Origin of the sequence: Viridibacillus sp. FSL R5-0888, assembly GCF_038009105.1 — a bacterium.
GTDB classification, from domain to species: Bacteria; Bacillota; Bacilli; order Bacillales_A; family Planococcaceae; genus Viridibacillus; species Viridibacillus arenosi.
On record NZ_JBBPAU010000001.1, the window covers coordinates 1,652,055 to 1,671,910 of the forward strand.

21 protein-coding genes and 1 pseudogene are annotated in these 19,856 nt (G+C 32.4%); 12 read left to right on the plus strand and 10 right to left on the minus strand.

Features of this window, described 5'->3' with window-relative positions:
- The first annotated feature begins 70 nt into the window (after positions 1-70).
- From MKY02_RS08185 to MKY02_RS08200, 4 genes are all read left to right on the plus strand, one after another.
- Complete coding sequence (locus MKY02_RS08185) at positions 71-715, plus strand: hypothetical protein (RefSeq protein ID WP_038185346.1); 645 nt, start codon at positions 71-73, stop codon at positions 713-715.
- Between the two features lie 142 nt (positions 716-857).
- Complete coding sequence (locus tag MKY02_RS08190; RefSeq protein WP_038185336.1) at positions 858-1,433, plus strand: hypothetical protein; 576 nt, start codon at positions 858-860, stop codon at positions 1,431-1,433.
- Complete coding sequence (locus tag MKY02_RS08195; RefSeq protein WP_038185334.1) at positions 1,426-1,722, plus strand: hypothetical protein; 297 nt, start codon at positions 1,426-1,428, stop codon at positions 1,720-1,722. Before MKY02_RS08190 ends, MKY02_RS08195 begins: the two co-directional genes overlap by 8 nt.
- A 14-nt stretch (positions 1,723-1,736) precedes the next feature.
- Positions 1,737-2,540, plus strand: coding sequence for a hypothetical protein (locus tag MKY02_RS08200; RefSeq protein WP_038185331.1), 804 nt, complete (start codon positions 1,737-1,739; stop codon positions 2,538-2,540).
- A gap of 581 nt (positions 2,541-3,121) precedes the next feature.
- Here the strand turns inward: MKY02_RS08200 and MKY02_RS08205 are convergent.
- On the minus strand, positions 3,122-4,144 hold the full coding sequence (locus tag MKY02_RS08205) for a beta-propeller fold lactonase family protein (protein WP_340710951.1): 1,023 nt from the start codon (positions 4,142-4,144) through the stop codon (positions 3,122-3,124).
- A 367-nt stretch (positions 4,145-4,511) separates the two neighbouring features.
- Positions 4,512-5,015, minus strand: a pseudogene (locus MKY02_RS08210) (hypothetical protein); the annotation flags it as partial.
- A gap of 464 nt (positions 5,016-5,479) precedes the next feature.
- On the opposite strand from MKY02_RS08210, the gene MKY02_RS08215 reads away from it, so the two are divergent.
- Positions 5,480-6,052 carry a protein kinase family protein gene (locus tag MKY02_RS08215; protein WP_235175736.1) on the plus strand — a complete coding sequence of 191 codons (573 nt, stop codon included), beginning with the start codon at positions 5,480-5,482 and terminating at the stop codon, positions 6,050-6,052.
- A 63-nt stretch (positions 6,053-6,115) separates the two neighbouring features.
- Here MKY02_RS08215 and MKY02_RS08220 read toward each other — a convergent pair whose 3' ends face one another.
- The 4 genes from MKY02_RS08220 to MKY02_RS08235 form a co-directional block, all read right to left on the minus strand.
- On the minus strand, positions 6,116-6,589 hold the full coding sequence (locus MKY02_RS08220; RefSeq protein ID WP_340710952.1) for a hypothetical protein: 474 nt from the start codon (positions 6,587-6,589) through the stop codon (positions 6,116-6,118).
- 105 nt (positions 6,590-6,694) lie between these two features.
- Positions 6,695-7,477: a class I SAM-dependent methyltransferase gene (locus MKY02_RS08225; protein WP_038185316.1), complete on the minus strand. Its 783-nt coding sequence runs from the start codon at positions 7,475-7,477 to the stop codon at positions 6,695-6,697.
- Positions 7,478-7,793: 316 nt separating this feature from the next.
- On the minus strand, positions 7,794-8,699 hold the full coding sequence (locus MKY02_RS08230) for a cation diffusion facilitator family transporter (RefSeq protein ID WP_038185314.1): 906 nt from the start codon (positions 8,697-8,699) through the stop codon (positions 7,794-7,796).
- Between the two features lie 360 nt (positions 8,700-9,059).
- The gene (locus tag MKY02_RS08235; RefSeq protein ID WP_038185312.1) at positions 9,060-10,418 is read right to left on the minus strand and encodes a D-serine ammonia-lyase; all 1,359 of its coding nucleotides are present in this window, start codon (positions 10,416-10,418) and stop codon (positions 9,060-9,062) included.
- A 150-nt stretch (positions 10,419-10,568) separates the two neighbouring features.
- Here MKY02_RS08235 and MKY02_RS08240 point away from each other — a divergent pair, with 150 nt between their 5' ends.
- The gene (locus MKY02_RS08240; protein ID WP_038185309.1) at positions 10,569-11,114 is read left to right on the plus strand and encodes a helix-turn-helix domain-containing protein; all 546 of its coding nucleotides are present in this window, start codon (positions 10,569-10,571) and stop codon (positions 11,112-11,114) included.
- A gap of 284 nt (positions 11,115-11,398) precedes the next feature.
- Here MKY02_RS08240 and MKY02_RS08245 read toward each other — a convergent pair whose 3' ends face one another.
- The 3 genes from MKY02_RS08245 to MKY02_RS08255 all read right to left on the minus strand — a co-directional run bounded on the left by MKY02_RS08245 (position 11,399) and on the right by MKY02_RS08255 (position 13,732).
- Positions 11,399-12,265: a DUF3298 and DUF4163 domain-containing protein gene (locus MKY02_RS08245; protein ID WP_038185308.1), complete on the minus strand. Its 867-nt coding sequence runs from the start codon at positions 12,263-12,265 to the stop codon at positions 11,399-11,401.
- Positions 12,266-12,284: 19 nt separating this feature from the next.
- Positions 12,285-12,773 (minus strand): RNA polymerase sigma factor, encoded by a 489-nt coding sequence (locus tag MKY02_RS08250; RefSeq protein ID WP_076034610.1) that lies wholly within the window; start codon positions 12,771-12,773, stop codon positions 12,285-12,287.
- 782 nt (positions 12,774-13,555) lie between these two features.
- The gene (locus MKY02_RS08255) at positions 13,556-13,732 is read right to left on the minus strand and encodes a hypothetical protein (protein ID WP_164491929.1); all 177 of its coding nucleotides are present in this window, start codon (positions 13,730-13,732) and stop codon (positions 13,556-13,558) included.
- Between the two features lie 199 nt (positions 13,733-13,931).
- Here MKY02_RS08255 and MKY02_RS08260 point away from each other — a divergent pair, with 199 nt between their 5' ends.
- The 3 genes from MKY02_RS08260 to MKY02_RS08270 all read left to right on the plus strand — a co-directional run bounded on the left by MKY02_RS08260 (position 13,932) and on the right by MKY02_RS08270 (position 16,362).
- Positions 13,932-15,074 (plus strand): phosphotransferase, encoded by a 1,143-nt coding sequence (locus MKY02_RS08260; RefSeq protein WP_340710953.1) that lies wholly within the window; start codon positions 13,932-13,934, stop codon positions 15,072-15,074.
- Between the two features lie 159 nt (positions 15,075-15,233).
- Positions 15,234-15,764 carry a GrpB family protein gene (locus MKY02_RS08265; protein WP_340710954.1) on the plus strand — a complete coding sequence of 177 codons (531 nt, stop codon included), beginning with the start codon at positions 15,234-15,236 and terminating at the stop codon, positions 15,762-15,764.
- A gap of 4 nt (positions 15,765-15,768) precedes the next feature.
- The gene (locus MKY02_RS08270) at positions 15,769-16,362 is read left to right on the plus strand and encodes a tetratricopeptide repeat protein (protein ID WP_340710955.1); all 594 of its coding nucleotides are present in this window, start codon (positions 15,769-15,771) and stop codon (positions 16,360-16,362) included.
- Between the two features lie 122 nt (positions 16,363-16,484).
- On the opposite strand, the gene MKY02_RS08275 is transcribed toward MKY02_RS08270, so the two are convergent.
- The gene (locus MKY02_RS08275; RefSeq protein WP_038185300.1) at positions 16,485-16,811 is read right to left on the minus strand and encodes a four-helix bundle copper-binding protein; all 327 of its coding nucleotides are present in this window, start codon (positions 16,809-16,811) and stop codon (positions 16,485-16,487) included.
- Between the two features lie 242 nt (positions 16,812-17,053).
- Between MKY02_RS08275 and MKY02_RS08280 the strand changes: the two genes are divergently transcribed.
- The 3 genes from MKY02_RS08280 to MKY02_RS08290 all read left to right on the plus strand — a co-directional run bounded on the left by MKY02_RS08280 (position 17,054) and on the right by MKY02_RS08290 (position 19,847).
- Positions 17,054-17,590, plus strand: a complete 537-nt coding sequence (locus MKY02_RS08280; protein WP_038185295.1) for a peroxiredoxin family protein — start codon at positions 17,054-17,056, stop codon at positions 17,588-17,590.
- Positions 17,591-17,678: 88 nt separating this feature from the next.
- The gene (locus MKY02_RS08285; RefSeq protein ID WP_340710956.1) at positions 17,679-18,257 is read left to right on the plus strand and encodes a GNAT family N-acetyltransferase; all 579 of its coding nucleotides are present in this window, start codon (positions 17,679-17,681) and stop codon (positions 18,255-18,257) included.
- A gap of 303 nt (positions 18,258-18,560) precedes the next feature.
- Entirely contained in the window at positions 18,561-19,847 is a 1,287-nt protein-coding gene (locus MKY02_RS08290) for a histidine--tRNA ligase (protein ID WP_076065903.1), read from the plus strand.
- The last annotated feature ends 9 nt before the right edge of the window (positions 19,848-19,856 follow it).

Sequence of the window (19,856 nt, forward strand, 5' to 3'; positions counted from 1 at the left end):
AGCCCATGCACTTATAGGTATAAAACATATGATACAACGAAAGCTAAAATTTTTTGGAGGTGTCAAAAGGATGCAAGAGAATATGCCATCCCAGGCGCAGGAGCCGGAATTAATTTGTATTAACGTTGATAAGGTATTTGACTGGGTTGTAAAAGAAATGTCATTTGATATTTCCCCTACAGGAGCAGTTGCTTTTACAGGAGTAACACCAACTACTAGCTTAACGGGTGCAGTAGTAACAGGCAAAGTAGTTCCAGCAACAAATAATCCTATAGTAATTTTAAACCGTGAGAATCGCCAATACTCCATTGATGGTTCAACGGTATGTCTTCAACATCTAACTATTCAAAAGAATTTTATTCTTACGATAGTTGTTACTTTACCGAATGGAACTATGTTCACAAGCAATAATATTCCAGTTTCGCGTAGTGAACAAGTTACATTATGTGCGCCTAAAGGAACAGATGTAGAGATTTTATTCACAGATTTAGATTCTTTCGTTAGTACAACAGGAACATTAACAGCTGGAGACGGCACAATTACGTTTTCTGCACTAACAATTAATGTATCAGTATGTCAAAGTATTCAATCTACATTCCCAGTCACTGTGGAATTCTTAGCAACATTCTGCGAACCAAGAGCAGATTTACCATACACATGTCCGGGTGTAGTTCGTCCTCAGCCGTGTTCCGCTATTTTCCCAACTCTTGGCTAGGGGTACTAACACATAGAAGAAAATCATATCGTAAAGAGAGGTTAATCCTCTCTTTTTTTTTATGAAAGAATTCAAATATAGCTATCTCCAAAAAATGTGAATTCTTTAGTTAATTTAATACTATTGGTAAGGGGGACTAATTATGACTGCTCGTATTGTTCATGTGGAAGAAAAGATAAATGAACTAAAAAAACAAACGGATTTTTATGTTCATGAAATTAAACAATTGGTTGGTAAACTAATTATCCCGGATAGTGTCAACGTCATTAGTTATTTCACATCCACGTTCAATATTGCTTATAATCCGGATGAGGAGAGCTTATGCTTGGGCTCTTATCATATTCGCAATATAGGTAATCAGCCAATAACAAACCCGTATCTATGTATAAAACTGCCTGAAGACTCTCCATTCTCTTTCTCAGGAAGGTATGTCTATGAACATTTTGCACCGAAATTAAAAGGAAACAGTAGCTGGGAGCGAATCAATGATCAATCAAGCAAGGAGGAGTTCTGGCTTAGACCTATAGGAAAAACAACGTTAGAGCCAAACGAAACACTATCATTTCCTAATTTTCAGATCAAATGGGGTCATAACTTATCTTATTCAGGAAGTATCATAGGGTTTACATATTGTGATCAGCTAAAAGATGGTGTCGTCGTCTTAAATCCTATTAATCTCAATGGAATTAGTTATACACAGGGGGATGAAAATGAGTGAGTATGAAAATATGAATCAAAAAATAGATAGTGTTATCCATCAACTTATGAAGGAACAGCTTACGAATTTACCTAGCTATAGTAATAAAGAAAATAATAGCTTTGCTTATCTCGAAAAAGACACATTGAATCTACTTATTAATTATTTAATATCAGGAGAAAAGATAAAAGCTGAAGAAATGGGCGATGAAGAATTAGAAATTAATCTTATTAAACAGCTTGACGAGATGTTAGAGGAAAGTAAGAAGCAATTTGAAGAAGTGATTGGTTTACTTGAAAAATTGTCGTGATAGGAGGATCAAGTGTGGATAATGATATTGTTGAAAATAATGATCCTGTTCAGCTTCAGCAAATGATCATATTATTAAGAGCTGAATTAGAGAAATATAAAAATGAAGTTAAAAGGCTCAGAGATAGTGATTATTATTCACTAGTACTGAGAGTAGAGAGAGAAAATGTTCAATTAACAAAACAGAAAAAGGAGCTTTCGATGGAGCTTTTAAAGCAGAAGAGAGACCATGAAAAAAAAATAAAAACTTACTATGATGATATACAAGCAAGAGAAATCCAGCAGAAAAAACAACTTTCTTCGATAGAGGGTTTATTAAAAGTAGTAGAAGAACTGCGTGCAGAAAATGAGCTAATAAAGGAAACGTTAAAATCCACTAAAGATGAATTTCTTACTGTGAGTTCAGATGCTAATTATAGGACTTTAGTGGATGGCCTTGAAAATAAGTTGAATGTTTTTACAAGGGATATAAGCCAACAAATGAAGACTATAATTGAAGCCGTTGAAAGATCTCGTGTAGAACAAACTAATTCAGACAATCTTAATGAGCATTTAGCCATAGAAATAGAGGGGAAAAGCACTGAGATAGAAAAATTATCGAAAGAATTAGCGGATGTAAAAAAACATAGCTTTTCTCTAAGTGGAAAAATGATGATGAATCCAGAGGTCCTTACACAATTAGATTCTCAAGTAAATAAGGTATTGGCTCAATCAATGGATTTTGAAAAGCAGTTGAATCATAAATTACGCTTGCTTGATGACTTGGACCATAAATTGAACGAGCTTACTATAGAAATAACTACTGATAAAACTGTATAAAAGTATGTTGAAGAAGGCTGTTTCAAAAGAAAGACAAGACACATTTTTGAAGCAACAATTTTTATGTTTTTAGGATTCTACTTGTTGTTTCGTTTTTCGCCAATCAGGTTTTTACGGGCAGTTAATGCGAAATAAACATATGAGATTTCGGCTGATATGTAACATTAAGGACAAGTAATGGAATATTTCAACTATACTTGTTTAATATGTTACACAAAAAGAGACTGTTACAAATTTAGAGGCTCGATAAGCTGGTACAGATTTAGCTAATGAAAAACAGTGGGCTTGCTATCAGCACTACAAGATAATTATGACTTTTGACGCCTTTTTAAGTTTGAATTTAGTAGAAAGTATGAGTAGATTTACACTCTAACACCTAAATTCGTCTGTATAAGTAATCGCTTTCTCATTAACTGCTTTTACATTCGGAGTATATTTGAGCTGTTTTTGTTCATTTTTCGTAAAATCGCTACCATTATACCGAATCTGGGGGAGTGTCTGTTTTATTATTCATTTGAAACCCTTGAGCTCTTAGGACTCTGGATTATGAAATTAACTCGTTTGTATAAAAAGTTTATCTTCTATTGGCAGATTGTTCCGGTTTTTATACCAGTAGGACCGTTAAACCCTGAAATTGTATCGATTACAAAATTTGTTGCTATATCTATGACAGACACAGTATTGTCAAGTTGATTTGTGACATAAGCAAGTGTTCCATCCGGCAAGATGGTTACTTGGTCAGGAGATAGTCCTACAGGGATTGTAGCAATCACCGTATTTGTTGCTGTATTTATGACGGATACAGTATTACTACCTTTATTTACGATATAAACAAGTGTTCCATCAGGTGTAATTGCTGTTCCAACAGGTCCTGTTCCCACAGGGATTGTATCGACTACGGTATTTGTTACTGCAACAATTAAAGATACTGTGTTACTATTTTCATTTGTAACGTAAGCAAATTGTCCGTTTGGTGTGAAAACAATTGATCTAGGGCGAATTCCCAAAGGGATTGTTGTAACCACCGTATTTGTTGCAGTATTTATGACGGATACATTATTTGAGTTTTCATTTGCTACGTAAGCAAACGCACCATTCGGAGTAAAAGCTATACCTTGAGGTTGGAGCCCTACTGGAATTGTAGCAGTTACGGTATTTGTTGCTGTATTTATGACAGATACAGTGTTATCTCCATGATTTGCTACATAAGCAAGTGTTCCATTCGGTGAAATTGCTACACCAAGAGGATTAACTCCTACCAGAATAGTAGCGATTGGCGTGTTTGTTGCAGTATTAAAAACCGTTACATTATTCGATAAGAAAGCTGGAACATAACCAAGTGTTCCATTTGGTGAAATCGCTACTTCTAGTGGACCAGTTCCTACTGGAATAGTAGCGATTATAGTATTTGTCCCTGTATCAATCACTGATACTCTATTATCAGGAGTAGCTAGCTGACCAGCGTCTGTAACATATACGAGAAAGTTACAATTTGGTGGTACAGGTATAAATGGTGGGTTACAACTACAAGGGCAACAAAAGCCACAACAATGACAACGACAACTTGGATTTGATTTAAACTTGAACTTTTTAAAATTTTCCACATTGCACCTCCTTACTCTCATATATTGATACTATATGCAAACAGAATTATGTTTCTTGTACGATTACCTAGACCAAATACTTCTGGAAAGTATCTTGGAAGTGTTATTTAATAATAGAGATCTCAAAATAAATAAAGAATCGTAGCAAATGTCTCAGCCTTCACAACAAATGAATCAATGCTTCCAAAATATAGCCATTAACTCTTCAACAGGTAATTCATCAAAATAATAGTGATGAAATTTATTCATTAGAATATACTTATAGCAATTGATTTTACATGTTTTGGTATTTACTCAAAGGCTTAATTTAGACAGTAGATTATTTTAATGGCTAAGTTATCAATTTTCGATATATTTTCAGTTCAAGAATCAGAAAAAAAATAGATAATGAACACCTGTTTAAAAAGATTCCTTTGTTTGCGTTCGCTACACCGAGAGCAGGCAACCCAGCTCGTAACGCGGCTGGAAGTAGAACTGCACCAAGTAATGCAACCGCTGGAGATGGCCAGAAGAACCATGAAATGATCATCATTAAAATTCCAATAATCCAGAAGGCAAGAGTCGGGTTTTTGAAGAATTTTGTAAAAGGTGCAATCATGACATCATTAATGCCGGACTTAGATAACACAGAGCTCATAGCGACAATAATAGAAATGATTAATATGGTCGACATTAATTCGGTAATTGCATAGATAAAACTATTAAAAACGCCACTTATGGAGGCAGTTAAACTCCCTGTTGCAAAAATTGCTAGCATGAAAATGCCAATAATACAAATGAGGGTAGTATCTCGACGCTTCACCATAAACCCAATAATCAATACAATGAAAACAACATAAATCCAATGGAGAGCTGTAAATTCTATTCCCATACTTTTCCCCCTCTAATAGGTCTGATTATAGAATATGAAGGGTTATAAATATGTTGCCTACTGCCCAGAACTAAATTTTTTGTATGGGCTAAATGGATGGAATGTATATTTTTTATAAATAAATTTGAGAAATACTTTAGTGTAAAGTCACATAAAGTGCATTAATTGACGTTTGGCTAACGAACATCTATAATGAAAATAATAAGAAAATTGAATATAATAATCCTCCGTTTAAGGGGAGTAGCTATACAATAAAATCGTCAATACAGGATGAATATCCTCGGTTTTATTGGCAACTTTTGATAGTTGTTTGCGAGACCTTACCGATTTTTTGGTAAGGTCTTTTTTAAGAAAAGGCGTTATAACCAACAAATCGGTTATAACGCCTTTTCTTATTGCTAAAATAATGAATACTACAGAACGGAGTTGCTATTATTCTTATATTCCACGAGCTTGCTGCAAGTGTGAAAATTGAATCTGACAATCAACATACGCTACTTGACTATGATAAATCATTAACATTAATTGGTCAGGGGAGAAGTGCCTATGTATTTAGAATTAAACAAACAGGAAAAGCGATGAAAGTATTTTTTCCGGAATATATGTATATTGCTGAGGAAGAAGCAGAAATCTATAAAGTAGTTCAGGAAATCACTTATTATCCAACTCTTTATGATGCAGGGTCAAATTATTTAGTTATTGATTATATAGAAGGAACTACGCTTTTTGACTGTCTAACAAATGGTATTCCAATCTCACAAGAAGTCGTTCGAGATATTGATATCGCTTTACAATTAGCAAAGCAAGAAGGATTAAATCCATCTGACGTTCATTTAAGAAACATCTTAATTACATCAGATTTGCAAGTAAAGATTATAGACGTGGCTAGATTTAGACAAACGAAGGACTGTAACCAATGGCTCGACTTGAAAAAGGCATTTTACTGTTATTATGAAAAACGCTATTTTCCAAAGAAGATTCCAGAATTCATGTTAAATGGTATTGCTATGCTCTATAAAAAGAATCTTCTTAAATAAGAGTCAAATAATTGACAACAAAGAGTAAAGGGCTATCCAATAACTGATAGCCCTATCCCATATCTATTTTACTGACGAAAACCAACTGTTCCACTTATCCTGTGTGGTTTCGTAAACACCATCTTGTTTTGTTTTAAGATAATAAGTTGTTCCTATTTCCGCTTCGGATAAATCTTTGTAGGCAACAATTTTTTTGTATTCTATTCTCTTCCCAATATAAGCTTGTACTGTTGATGGTAAGCCAATTGTTTGGGAGACCTTGAAAGCTGAGCCAAATTCATCAACTTTAAACGCAACAAGTTTTGTTGTTGTTTTAACTTTCCCATTTATTTTCGTTTTCACCGTGACGATTTTGTACACTTTGGCTTGACCTTCTGCTGTGTAATAGTCATAAGTCGTAATAGGTGGCTTAGGTGATAGCGGAATGATTGATGTCTCTGCATGTACTATATCAATTTCGCTATTAGGTGCTGAAACGCCTGTTAGAACAATACCACTTGCTAATAATCCAGTAACGAGTGTTTTGACAACTTTCATTTCAATACCAACTCCTTGTGTGAGTATGACTTTTTAAGTGAATACTTTGAATTCAAAAATATTATACCCAAAAAAGTTTTTAATAACCTAAGTGGCAGACACTTATTAATCTTTTATAGCTTTCCAAATAGTCCATCTATCTTTTTCGGTAATGATCTTGTTATCATTTGAAGCCAGCTGTTCTTTAATATACGATACGAGTTCTTCAAGTTGCTTGTCACTCAAGTCATGTAGAATGGATCTTCCAGTTCTATTTAATAAATCTGTTTCTAGATCAGTTAGCACTTTATATGTCTTTCTTGTTTCCCAAAACGAAAAACCTTGTGGATCTTTGAATCCTTCTACTAGTAATGTTTGAATGACTTTTTCACTTGAATGTCTTCTTACAGTTTCTTTACTCACTAAGGATGGATATTTGGAGAAAAAATAACCTCTTATGTGAGTAGAACTTCCTTCAAGTATGCAATCTTCAGGTGTTCTATCTTGAATAATGAAAATACCGCCTGGTTTTAACAATTGATAAGCTTCTTTAAAACAACTGTCCAAATCATTAATATGATGGATGATTGCTCTTTCTAAAATAATGTCATATTGTTCTTTTTTTAGTTGAGAATTTAAGGCATTACCTAAATGGAAATTGATGTTGGTATAACTTTTGCAGTTCTCTTTGGCTGAAGACAATATTTGCTCGGAAAAATCTAATCCCGTAACAAAAGAAGCGCCCATTTCTGCAAATGCTTTTGTGTAAATACCTCCACCACATCCAATATCTAAAACGTTTTTACCTTCAATCACACAAATTGACTGGATCATATTCACCCAAGTATCATCTGCTTGTCGCTTGGCATAAGTAGAACGGTTATCCTGACTATGAAAATCAATCGCCATAAAATGACCTCCTTTTCTTAATAACGTTAAGATAATTGTGAATCTAAATTAGAAATAAGTAAATGTTATTAATATTATAATAATCGATCAATATTTCTTATATGTAAGTTTCAAGCATTTATGATTAAACCCCATAAAAAAATGCTCACTCTAAATGAGTGAGCGAAACTAAAAATAAGGGCTATAAAAGGAAGATTTCTCCTTAACTATATACTTAATTAACAGAAAAGTCTATCATTTAACATCGATTTTTTAAAAAATGTTTCGTAAGGCAAAATAAATGTGAATAGAACATTCAAATAAGTAAGTAAAGGCTTTAAGCTTTGTCAATTTCGTACCAAGGATTTAGGTGAATAAGAACTTCATCGACATCAGGTTGATTTTCCATTATAGTTTTTTTGATTTTGCGAATAATATCATGACCTTCTTGAATTGTTAATTCACCTTGCACACCTACTCTAAGATCCACCAATACATAATGTCCATGTTCTCTAGCTCGTAGACGATCTATTCGTTTCACTTCTGGAATAGTAAGTATTAAAGTCATAAAGTTATCCAATCTTTCCTTGCTAACACTTTTTTCCATAAGAGTATCTATCGCTTCTATTATCATGCCATATGCAAGTTTAAAAACTAAAATGGTTACAATGATACCCGCAATTGGATCTCCGTAAGTAAGGATTTGAATATGATAAATCTCTCCAACTAGTGCAAGGCCAATTCCCAATACGGCTGCTAATGAAGCATACACATCTGCTAGATGATCATAGGCAGTTGCAATTAAGCCTTTACTATTCGTTCTTTTACCAATTCTAATCGTATATACGTATAAAACTTGCTTCCATACGAGTGAAATAATTGCAGTAATAAAAGCTATTACACTTGCTTTCTCAGGTTCATGAAAGAATGCTGAAAAAGATTCAAAGGCAATATAAATTGCTGCTAGTAATAAAATTATACCAACAATGGCAGAGCTGATTACTTCAGCTTTACCGTGGCCATAAGGATGGTCTTCATCTGCAGGACGTTTTGAAATACGCATTGAAGTTAAAGCAGCACCACTTGCAATAACATCACCAGCGTTATGATAACCATCTGCAAGAAGAACAGGGCTATTGAAGAGAGTACCTACAACAATTTTAAGAATTGTTAAAATAATATTGCTTATTAAACTAATCCACCCAGCAAGTATTGAACCATTTGAATTTGTGACTTGATTCATAAATTTGCACCCCCAATAAAAATCTTTCCCAAGAGCAACAAAAACCCTCGACTGGTTTTAGTCGAGGGTTTTTGTTGTTGAAATATATAGTTTTCGTGAATTTGTAGTTTGAATCATATTTATCACTCACTATTTTTAGGCATTTTATAATTTTACCATGAAATTTTTGGAGGAGCAATATGAATTATTTTTATTTCTTCCACTGTTCATGCATATTGCTAGTAAAGTAATTTCGGAAATTAAAGCAAAGCCACTAATGGATTATCTAACCGGTTTAAGGCAATAGCTGAACTTCAGAAGTTCTAGCAGGGGAGGGAGTCTATAAACTAACGAGAGCTTTTCTTAATAAGAAAAAGAAAATCATTTATTTTCTAACGATAATTTTAAACCTGTTTGATAGTATTGCGTCATCATTTCTTCAGGAACCATGCTTCCACCAGTTCCCCAAATAATATGTGTACCTTTACTCATCTTTTCCTTTAAATTATGGTTCTGTAAATAATCGATGCCCTCTTTGCATAATTTACTTGGTCCTATCATGCCTGCTAATGCAGAAGGTTCTAAATGAATGCCCTCAGTATCGACTAGTTCTTTTAGTAACATATACAACTGTTCATCGCTAACCGTATAATTACCACTTAAAAAAGGCTCCATAGTTTTACCGACAAACCCAGATGGCTTTCCTACAGCAAGCCCATCTGCATCTGTAACATTATCTATACCAAAATCTTGTACAGAAACTTGATCATGAAGTCCAGTCATTAAACCAAGTAACATACAAGGTGAGTGGGTAGGTTCTGCAAAGAAACAGTGAACATGATCTTGATACAATAATTTTAAACCAAAAGCTACGCCTCCAGGACCACCACCTACTCCACATGGAAGGTAAACAAATAAAGGATGATTTTCGTCTATTGTTACCTCTAGCTCTTCCAATTGTTTCTTCAATCGACTTGCAGCCACTGCATAGCCTAAAAATAGGTCGTGAGAATTTTCATCATCTACAAAATAACATGTTGGGTCACTATCAGCTTGAATTCGACCTTCCTCCACTGCTTTACTATAATCAGCTTCATATTCAATAACTTTGACATTTTTACTTCTAAGCAAGTCTTTTTTCCACTGTTTTGCATCAGCTGACATATGAACAGTAACATTAAACCCTAATTTTGCACTGATGATACCAATACTAAGTCCTAAATTTCCAGTCGAGCCTACAGCGATTGAATATTGTGAAAAGAACTTTCGAAATCTATCACTATCTAAAATCGAATAATCATCTTGAATTGTTAACAAATTATGCTGAAAAGCTAAGTCTTCTGCATGTTTGAGAATTTCATAAATACCACCTCGTGCTTTAATAGATCCTGAGATAGGAAGGTGACTATCACATTTAAGTAATAATTCACCTAATATAGGTTGTTGATATCCCTGTTCTAATGAACGTTTCATGTCAGGAATTCTGACTAAAGGAGACTCTATGATCCCATTCGTTTCTTTTGTTTCAGGGAAAACATTGGCGATATATGGAGCGAAACGTTTTAATCTTTCCTCTGCATCTCTTACATCTTCTTTAGTAAGAGGGGATTTATTAATTCCTGTTTGAAAATTTTTAACATTTGGATTCATCCAAAATACTTCTTCCAAAGAAATGAGTTTGTTTAGTAAAGGATATTGTTCTTTCAATTTTTGTATTTCTTTGCTTTCAATTTCTTTCATATGTTTGATCCTCCTAATTTTCTTGTAGCAAGTCGTTTTATAAATTATAATTAAATAAATTTAAATACAGTTTAACATACAATTACTGTGATATTAATTTAAATTTAATTATTTTTAATTAAATTTAACGTATTTTAAGGAGTATCGATAATGGAGAATATAGACATTGGTAAGAAAGTAGAAAAATTTAGAAAAGCTAAAGGATTAAGTAGTAGAGAATTAGCAAAATTAGCTGAAATTACACCTTCAATGTTAAGCCAGATTGAACGAGGTTTAGCTAATCCGTCAATTCAAACACTAAAAGTCTTAGCTAAAACTCTAAATGTTCCAACTTTTAGTTTTCTACTTGAAGAAATAGTTACGGAGGATTTAATCGTTAGGTCCAACAATCGTAAGAAAATAATCATTGATAATTTAACCTATGAGTTATTGTCACCTGATTTTACAGGGAATTTGGCAACAGCATTAATGAAAGTACCTTCGAATTCTTCCTCATCAGAAAATCCTTTAGAACATAGAGGAGAGGAAGTGGCATATATTTTGGAAGGAAAAATTAAGTTATATTTGGATGAAGATGAATATGTATTAGAAGCTGGTGATAGTGTGAAGATACCAGCAAATTTGAAACATAAATGGGAAAATAATTTTGTTGAAAATGCAGTTGTTTTATTTTCAGTTACCCCACCTGCGTTTTAATATAGATAAATGTAATCTGTTCTTTAAGAATGGGATGTAATTGTTGAGAATCTTTTTAAATAATGATATTTTTGTTTGTTTTGAGAAAAATGAATCTTGGATGGAGAAAAAAACACACATAACACTGTTCCATTTCTGAAAGGTGCTATGTGTGTATAGTTTATTAAAATTAAACAACTTTATTGGCATGAGAAAATCTTCTATTATCTTGCTAAAAGTTTTTTGATAAATGATTGTTTAAAAATTTATATGTTATCAACAGCAATCAAATGTTGAAAAAATAGCTATTTTATATATTCATTACTCACTAATTCATTTTGGATGACTTCAGTTGGAATTATAAACTCAACTAAACCCATATAACCAGGAGAAACTTCATATTTATCAAATGAAATTACTAATTTACCTTTGTTATTTATATAGAAATTTTGATCTTTAACTATCTTTTCAAATGGATCAAATACTAACTCTTTACCGGTTCCACTTACCCAATAAGTCAATTCCGCATCCTCTTTCATTTGTGTTCTCATTTGCTCTTGTATATTTTCACTAATAGCTTTTATATAATTTTCATTCTTAAATAAGCTTGGCAGTGTTATATAAATTTCCTTTTCTTTGTCAATTGTATCAAATTTTATTGTCGTTGATGAAGAACCAACAGTATTTACATAATATCTTCCGATTGAAAGAAGTTGTTTGGTGTCTGTTTTAATTTCATAACCACTATTTTCACCTAAATGTCCGCCTCCATTTTTCTTCAGCTCTTTCTTATCGGCTAAAAATTCTTGATATAATTGTTCATTCTCTTTTAAATATTTTTCGTTTAGACTGCTTTCTAATTCTTTGTTGTCTAAGTTAGTTATTGCTGGAACTTTATAGTCTGCTTTGTAAGTACCTTCATCAACTTTAAACTCTCTAAACGTAATTAATTTCACAACTTTATCTAAAATCGGAATATCGGAAAAAGCATAAGCAATCGTTGAACTTGTATTGACACTCGTCATAAACAAAGCTGCTGCAACTGCAATACCAAAATACAATTTTTTTAGCTTTCTTTTCCTTGGAAATAATGAGTGCTTAACTACTGATTCTATTTCTTCTGGTATTTCAATTTCTTTATATTCTTTTATCAGTTGTTTCATTCTCTTCATTCTTTTGAACCTCCTGGATTCACTCTTCTAATTCTATTTTCAATAACTTTAATGCTTTATATAATCTTGTTTTAATAGTATTAACATTTTCTTCTAATACATTGGCTATTTCATCAATTTTCATATCTTCAAAAAAGCGAAGCATAATAATGGCGCGATATGAATTGGGTAGCGATTCAATTGCTTTTTTCAAATCCATATTGGTATATTCATCAGTTACACCAGCTAAATGATATTCAATGTCATCTGTTTCCATCATAATTACTTTTTTTCGCTTTCTTATGCCATCAATTGAAGTATTGATTACTATTCGGTACATCCAACTTTTCATTACTGACTCATCTTCAAGCGTATGAAGCGAACTTAATCCTTTTCGAATAGATTCCTGGACAACATCTAAAGCATCTTGTTGATTTTTCATATAACTATAAGAAAAGCGATATAGGTTTGTATGATTTTCAGTTACAAACTTTATGTAAGCCTTCTCTAGTTTTCTTCTTTTGAACATAAAATTACTCCCTTGATACGTATCAAATTTGTATACGGTGCTAAGACGTAGGACTAATGTAAAAAGTTTTATGTAATTTAAACCTTTTTTCAGTACTATTTTTGCTCTAGTGAAGTAACAATCAAGTTGAGGGAGATATATCTTGTGTAATTGAATAAATAAAATAAGAAAGATCATTTCTTGTAGAATCAATTCACCACAATGAATTCTATAAAAAGTCTTTCCTATGAAACAAGTTACAACAGATATTTTTCAATACCCAGTAACGTGGATATTGTGAAGATATTTCGTAATTAGCTAGTATTAATCGTAAACAAGCACTAAAAGTAAGAACTTACAGCTTTTTAGACTAATGAAAGTACAATCACATGGTCTTTAGCTTCCATAACTCTAGAAATGTACATATTCACGGATCCAGTATTTATTTCAATAACTAGACGTGTGGAAGATACAGAGGGGGAGGATGAGGATCTTATAACAGAAGAAGGTTATCTTAAAGTAATTGGATAAAGCAAATATAAACTATTGTCTAAACATCTAATTAAAGGGAATAATGTTATTTCGAAAACGATTCAATTACCAACTATGAAATTGAATCGAGAATCTCGGATTGAAGATAAGGGTCCTCAAAAATATATAAGTATACAGCAAATATTTTATAGTTTATGTACTGCTAATCTAAATAGAAGAAGTGATCCTAATAGATTTTGAACTGAAACCCGAGTAGTAGACACTGAAAAAAGTGGCCCTATTCGGAGTTCAGTTTAATCATTCATGTTTAACTATTTTTTACTTTTATTTGATTTTTTACTTTTATTATTTGATTTAGCATCAAATTCAGCAGCAAATTCTTCGTTGTTGTTGGGGTCATTGTTGTTACTGTTGTAGCTACTATTACTGTTGTCGATATTCTTGTTATGATTTCTTTCGTTTTTTGTTTTGTTATTGTTCTTAGACATGGATCTTCACCTCCTAGAGTGTAAGGTGCACAGTAATAGAATGTTTTATTCTTAATTAAAATTTCTTCATATAAAACTTAACAGGGAGATTGGATACTAATTAAATCACCCTGAATTTTGTCACTTTTATCTGGAAATAAATGATAGTATCAATAATATGAGCATAGTTAATATTGCTTTAAATAACGAGGTGACTAATATGAACCAATTATTATTAAGTAAACGTGTAGACTTGGGAATATTACATCAATGTGTTTCAAAGATATTAAACGAACGAGTTAATTGTGTGAAAAGCTGGGAATTTGATTCGATCGTTTGTAAATCCCTTAATTTTACGACAGAAGGTGTTTACCGTATTCATGGGATTGCAGATATCATGGGAAAGGAAGTACCATGGGCTGTTGTGGTAAAGGTCATAAAGCCTGGACAAGTAGAAATGAATGATCCATGGTATCACAACTATTGGAGGCGTGAAGCATTGGTCAACCAGTCAGATATATTGGTTAAACTTCCTGATGTGATTAATACCTCACAATGTTTTAACGTTGAGGAAAAAACAGATGGTTCAGTGTGGATATGGATGGAAGAAATAATAGAAGATAGTATTAAGATTTGGTCTGAAAATGATTATGCATTTGTGGCTCGTCAATTGGGAATTTTCAATGGAGCTTATGTAACAGGTCATACACTTCCAGAACACAACTGGATTTGTCGTAATTGGCTTGAGTCATGGATTAATGGATGTAAAAGATATGCTAGTGACCCAACCATTTATTATCCTCAAATTCAGTTTGGGCTTAATCTCGAAAATATTTGGAATTCCTATACCTGTTTAAATAATAATATGAATAATCATCTCCAAACATTAAGTAAACTACCGCGTGTTCTTGCCCATCAAGATTTAAGCCGGCAAAATATGTTTATTAATACATATCAAGGTGCTGAAAAGGTGTTGACATTAATTGATTGGCAGTTTTTAAGCATCTCGGGGTTAGGTGAAGATTTAGGTAAATTATATGGTGTTGCGATGAGTCAAGGAAATATTGAAAGTGATCAAGGTGACTACTATCAAAATTTATTATTTAAAAACTATATTGAAGGACTTAAAGATGCTGGATGGAATGGGGACATAACATTACCAAGATACGGATTTTGCGCTTCTGTCGCTTTAAGAAGTGCTTGGGAAGTACCCAAATTAATCAAGTTAGCGACAAGTTCACAAATCGATTTGAATGTAATTGAAAATCTCACTCGAATTGTAAGTATCCAAATGGATTTGGGTGTAGAAGCGGATAGTTTAATGAGGGATGTTAATTTGTCGGAGCAAGAATTTATTAATTAAATATGGAAAGTTTAGGAATTTAAATGAATGTTTGAATGAATATTAAGCAGTGAACTATGCTTATTTGCTACTTCTATTATAACAAAAATTCACATATAATATTAGCCTGTTTTTGGGAAGTAATATACGGTAGCCTTAAATAATAAGGGAGGGATGGAAATGTCTGGATTACAAAAAGGCGAAGTATATTTAGTGGAACCTGATGATAACTGGGTGCAATCTTTCATAAATGAGAAGGATATTTTGCAAAGAGTTTTAGGGGATTTAATAATAGATATTCAGCATATAGGCAGCACAGCTATTCCAGGAATTAAAGCTAAGCCATTAGTAGATATAATTATTGGTTTAAGAAAAATAGAAGATTTTAAAATGTTTGATTTTCAGGAGCTCAAAAAGAACAGTTATTATCATTTAGCGAAAGTTAACATTGAAGGCAAGGAAGTTATTGCAAAGTTTGAAAGTTTGGAGCCTCTATTCAAAACGCATGTTGCTCACGTTGTAGAGTATGGAGAAGAATGGTGGCAAAAGCATATACTATTCCGTGATCGCTTAACAGCACAACCTGAATTGGCAAAGGAATATGAACAGTTAAAAATAAAGCTGTCTAAAGAACATCCAAACAATGAAAATGCTTATGCTAATGCGAAGTTGGAGTTTGTGGATAGAGTCATTAAGATGAATGAAGATTAGCTTTTTGGAGGTATTATCTAATGGATATTCTATCCTAAAATCAAGTTTAGTAATGCTTAATGAATTCATATACTTTGATGAAAACCAATATTTACGTGAAAAATGCAACAATTATGAAGCAATAAATGAACTGACATCTCAATTTGAAGAGGCTATAAAATCTTTAGAGCAATATTCTAAAATTGAGCAGATTTTTCTATTTGGAAATCTTGGTAATCTATATCGTATTGCAGGAGATAGTAATCAAGCCGTAAATATATTAGAAAAAAGTTTTAAGCTTGCTGAAGAAAGTGGTCTAAAAAAATTAAAGATTGCTAATCTGATTCGTTTAGGCGAAGCATATAAATATGCTGGACAATATGAAGAAGCATTAAGGTTGTTTGACTTAGCTATTCGAGCATTAACACCTACAGATGATTGTGATTTAGTGGATTTTGCTCTACAGCATAAAGGGAAGTGTCTAATGCAATTGGATGAATGGAAAATAGCACTATCTCATTTTAACGAAGCATTATCTATTCGAAAAAGAAAAAAAGAGCAATCTTTAATTCATTCAACAGAATTGGCAATACAATTTGTAAAAGAAAATAGAAACTAATAAAATCTCTTTAGAATGTGATGAATCATTCGGAGACAATCAGTAAATCATTTATCTTGCTAAAACAAACTAAGGCTACTCCAAAACTCATTTTGAAGTAGCCTTTTCTAAATTAATTATTATTAAGCGCTCATGTTACGGCAAGCATCTGCACATTTCTGGCAAGTCCGAGCACACTGTTGGCAATGTTCATGATTGTGTTTCGCGCATTCTTCAGCACAGCGTTCGCAAATGTCAGCGCAAAGATTACAAATCTCATCAATAAATGGAGAGTTTGAAACCATCGCTTGAATCGCAAACATACAAGCATCAGCACAAGCACGATCATATCGAATACATTTGGTCATCATTTTGACATCATCTTCTTTTAAACATGAATCAAAGCATGTGTTACACGCCTCCAAATATTCCATACAAATTTTAATACATTCTTCATATTGTCTATTCATGTAAACACTCCTTTAAAATAACATTAATCTTTTATGTACCCTGATGGATTGAAAATAAACAAATAGAACAATTCTTTTACTATTTATAAAAAATTTTCACAAGTTTTTGTTCTACATAACAATAGTATTAATCAAAATATAAATGGAAAATAAAATATTTTAATGTAAAATAAGTAAAGTATTAGTATTGGCATTTCTTATTAAAATCTGATTTGAGAAATGATATTTTGGAGGAGATATTAATGAACTTTAGAGCTTTGGCAAAGATTATTTCAGTTTTTATAGTTATCTTTATGATTATATTAATGATTAAAACAAATTTTATAGATAAAGATGAATCTGCTGAATCAGGACTTAAAATAAACGATGTTGCACCTGATTTTCAATTGAAAAATTTAGCCGGTGAACAAGTGAAATTATCAGATTATAGAGGACAAAAAGTACTACTCAATTTTTGGGCTTCATGGTGTCCACCTTGTAAAGAAGAAATTCCATATATGCAAAAGTACTATGAAGAGTATGGAGAAAAATCTGATATGGTAATTCTTGCAGTAAATATGACTAGGGTAGAAAAAGGCGGTAAAGAAAAAATAGAGGAATTTGTTGAGAAATATGAAATGACATTTCCAGTTCTAGTAGATGATAATGATGGTAAAGTTATGAAATTATATGATGTACGATCTTTTCCAACAACATATATCATAAATAGTGAGGGGGTAATTACTCAAAAAGTTAGAATGTCTTTAGACGATAAGAAAATCAAAGAAATTATTAATTAGAGTAATTAAATCTGTTAAAATAAACAGATTTTTTATAGATGTTATTTTCAAGCGATATTAGATTGTATTTGAATTGGAGGCATTTATAATGCAAATAGAAAACAGGACTTTTCCAATACTAGAAACTGATAGATTAATATTAAGAAAAGTTACAGAAGTTGATGCACGTAGTGTTTTAAAATATATGTCTGATAATGAAGTAGTAAAGCATATTGGAATAGAACCTTTTAACACAGTGGTGGATGCAATGGATGAGATCACTTGGTATCAAACAATATTTGAACAGGGAACAGGAATTAGATGGGGAATTACTTTGAAAGAAAATAATGAAGTAATTGGTAGCTGTGGTTTTCTTAACAGGGTCCCTAAGCATTTTCGTACAGAAATCGGTACTGAATTAAGCAAAGAATACTGGGGACAAGGTATTGCTAGCGAGGCTTTTGAAGCTGTAATTAAATACGGGTTTGAAAACTTTAAACTTCAAAGGATTGAAGCGTTAATCGAACCTGAAAATATTGCATCACAAAAATTAGTTGAAAAGCAAGGCTTTATAAAAGAAGGATTACTAAGAAATTATGAGTTTACTTGTGGTAAATTTGACGACTTATATATGTATTCACTGTTAAAGCAAGATTTTGATTTAAATGAATCACAAAGTAACGAATAAAAATCAAGCATATTGATTTCATTTTATTCAATTCACCAAAAGTCTCAATTTAATTTGCGCAACAAAAATCATTGAAATATTCTAATTATTATGTTAAGTTAATTATCAAATATGAGGTGAATTATATGTTACGAACAAAAATTTTAAGTAACACTTCACAATTCCATCATCACATGTAGTCTTGCTATCCGATTTTATAAAATCGCACATAGGAAGACTATTTATATTGAACTGCATCGATAAAGGAAATCACTTTTATCAGGTGCAGTTTTTTTATTTTCAAAAAATTAGGGGGAATATCAAATGAGAAAAATGGATTATCAAAATGTTAAAGGTACACAAGATTACTTACCTGAAGCTGAAGTGATTAGAAGGAAAATTAGAAGAACGCTTGAAGACACATTTATACAATACGGTTGTAAACCACTTGAAACGCCAATATTGAATTATACGGAGCTGATGGCTTCAAAGTACGGTGGTGGTGCAGAAATATTAGAGGAAATGTACACATTAACTGATCGGGGAGAGAGAGATTTAGCACTTCGTTATGATTTAACGATACCTTTTGCAAAAGTTGTGGCGATGAATCCCGCCATTAGAATGCCTTTTAAGCGATATGAAATTGGTAAAGTTTTTAGAGATGGGCCAATAAAGACAGGACGATTCCGTGAATTTACACAATGTGATGTAGATATCGTAGGAGTAGAATCTCAAATTGCAGAAGCAGAGCTGATGGAAATGGCACTTTCCGCCTTTACCAAGTTAGATTTGAAAATCGCCATTCAATATAACAACCGAAAATTATTATCCGGAATGTTAGAAATGTTTGAAGTACCTACTGATCAAATGAGTGCAGTAATATTAGTGTTGGATAAATTAGAGAAAGTGGGTGTTTCAACGGTAAAGAAGGAACTAAGCGAATTAGGTTTACCACAAACAATAGTAGATTCCATCGAGCGGTTTTTAACTGATGAGAAGAATAAGACGATCGATTATTTTGAGTCATATACTAAATTGAATAACAATATTGAGCAAGGAGTAAATGAATTAAAAGCATTAGAATCATTCTTAGCATATTTAAATATTTCGGAGCAATGTATTTTCAACCCATTTTTAGCAAGAGGTTTGGAAATATATACAGGTACGATTTATGAACTCTTTTTAGTCGACCAGACAATTAAATCGAGCATTGGGAGTGGTGGGAGATACGATAATGTGATTGCAGGCTTACTTGGTACGAATCAGTCTTTTTCAACTGTCGGTATATCTTTTGGATTAGATGTCATTTATACGGCTATTTCCTTGAAAGATTCAGCTGTAATAGAGGCTTCATTACTCGATTATTACATCATACCAATGAATACATTAATGGAATCCTTATTAGTTGCAACACGATTAAGACAGAAGGGATACAAGGTAGAATTAGATATGAGTAACAAGAAAATTGGCAAAGCGTTAGACCGTGCGAATAGTGAAGGCATACGCAATGTAATAATAATTGGTGAGAATGAAGTAGAGCTTAATCAACTAACGGTGAAAAATATGGAGACAGGTGAAACGAGAGTAGAGCCATTTCAATTTTCAAGCTAAGAAGACTTG

Coding starts and splice junctions, on each gene's coding strand:
- MKY02_RS08225 (WP_038185316.1), bottom strand. CDS start 7,477: ATGGCGATTGATTTTCATAGTCAGGATAACCGTTCTACTTATGCCAAG.
- MKY02_RS08190 (WP_038185336.1), top strand. CDS start 858: ATGACTGCTCGTATTGTTCATGTGGAAGAAAAGATAAATGAACTAAAA.
- MKY02_RS08265 (WP_340710954.1), top strand. CDS start 15,234: ATGTCTGGATTACAAAAAGGCGAAGTATATTTAGTGGAACCTGATGAT.
- MKY02_RS08290 (WP_076065903.1), top strand. CDS start 18,561: ATGAGAAAAATGGATTATCAAAATGTTAAAGGTACACAAGATTACTTA.
- MKY02_RS08240 (WP_038185309.1), top strand. CDS start 10,569: ATGGAGAATATAGACATTGGTAAGAAAGTAGAAAAATTTAGAAAAGCT.
- MKY02_RS08275 (WP_038185300.1), bottom strand. CDS start 16,811: ATGAATAGACAATATGAAGAATGTATTAAAATTTGTATGGAATATTTG.
- MKY02_RS08285 (WP_340710956.1), top strand. CDS start 17,679: ATGCAAATAGAAAACAGGACTTTTCCAATACTAGAAACTGATAGATTA.
- MKY02_RS08220 (WP_340710952.1), bottom strand. CDS start 6,589: ATGAAAGTTGTCAAAACACTCGTTACTGGATTATTAGCAAGTGGTATT.
- MKY02_RS08235 (WP_038185312.1), bottom strand. CDS start 10,418: ATGAAAGAAATTGAAAGCAAAGAAATACAAAAATTGAAAGAACAATAT.
- MKY02_RS08185 (WP_038185346.1), top strand. CDS start 71: ATGCAAGAGAATATGCCATCCCAGGCGCAGGAGCCGGAATTAATTTGT.
- MKY02_RS08195 (WP_038185334.1), top strand. CDS start 1,426: ATGAGTGAGTATGAAAATATGAATCAAAAAATAGATAGTGTTATCCAT.
- MKY02_RS08230 (WP_038185314.1), bottom strand. CDS start 8,699: ATGAATCAAGTCACAAATTCAAATGGTTCAATACTTGCTGGGTGGATT.
- MKY02_RS08245 (WP_038185308.1), bottom strand. CDS start 12,265: ATGAAGAGAATGAAACAACTGATAAAAGAATATAAAGAAATTGAAATA.
- MKY02_RS08255 (WP_164491929.1), bottom strand. CDS start 13,732: ATGTCTAAGAACAATAACAAAACAAAAAACGAAAGAAATCATAACAAG.
- MKY02_RS08280 (WP_038185295.1), top strand. CDS start 17,054: ATGAACTTTAGAGCTTTGGCAAAGATTATTTCAGTTTTTATAGTTATC.
- MKY02_RS08250 (WP_076034610.1), bottom strand. CDS start 12,773: ATGTTCAAAAGAAGAAAACTAGAGAAGGCTTACATAAAGTTTGTAACT.
- MKY02_RS08260 (WP_340710953.1), top strand. CDS start 13,932: ATGAACCAATTATTATTAAGTAAACGTGTAGACTTGGGAATATTACAT.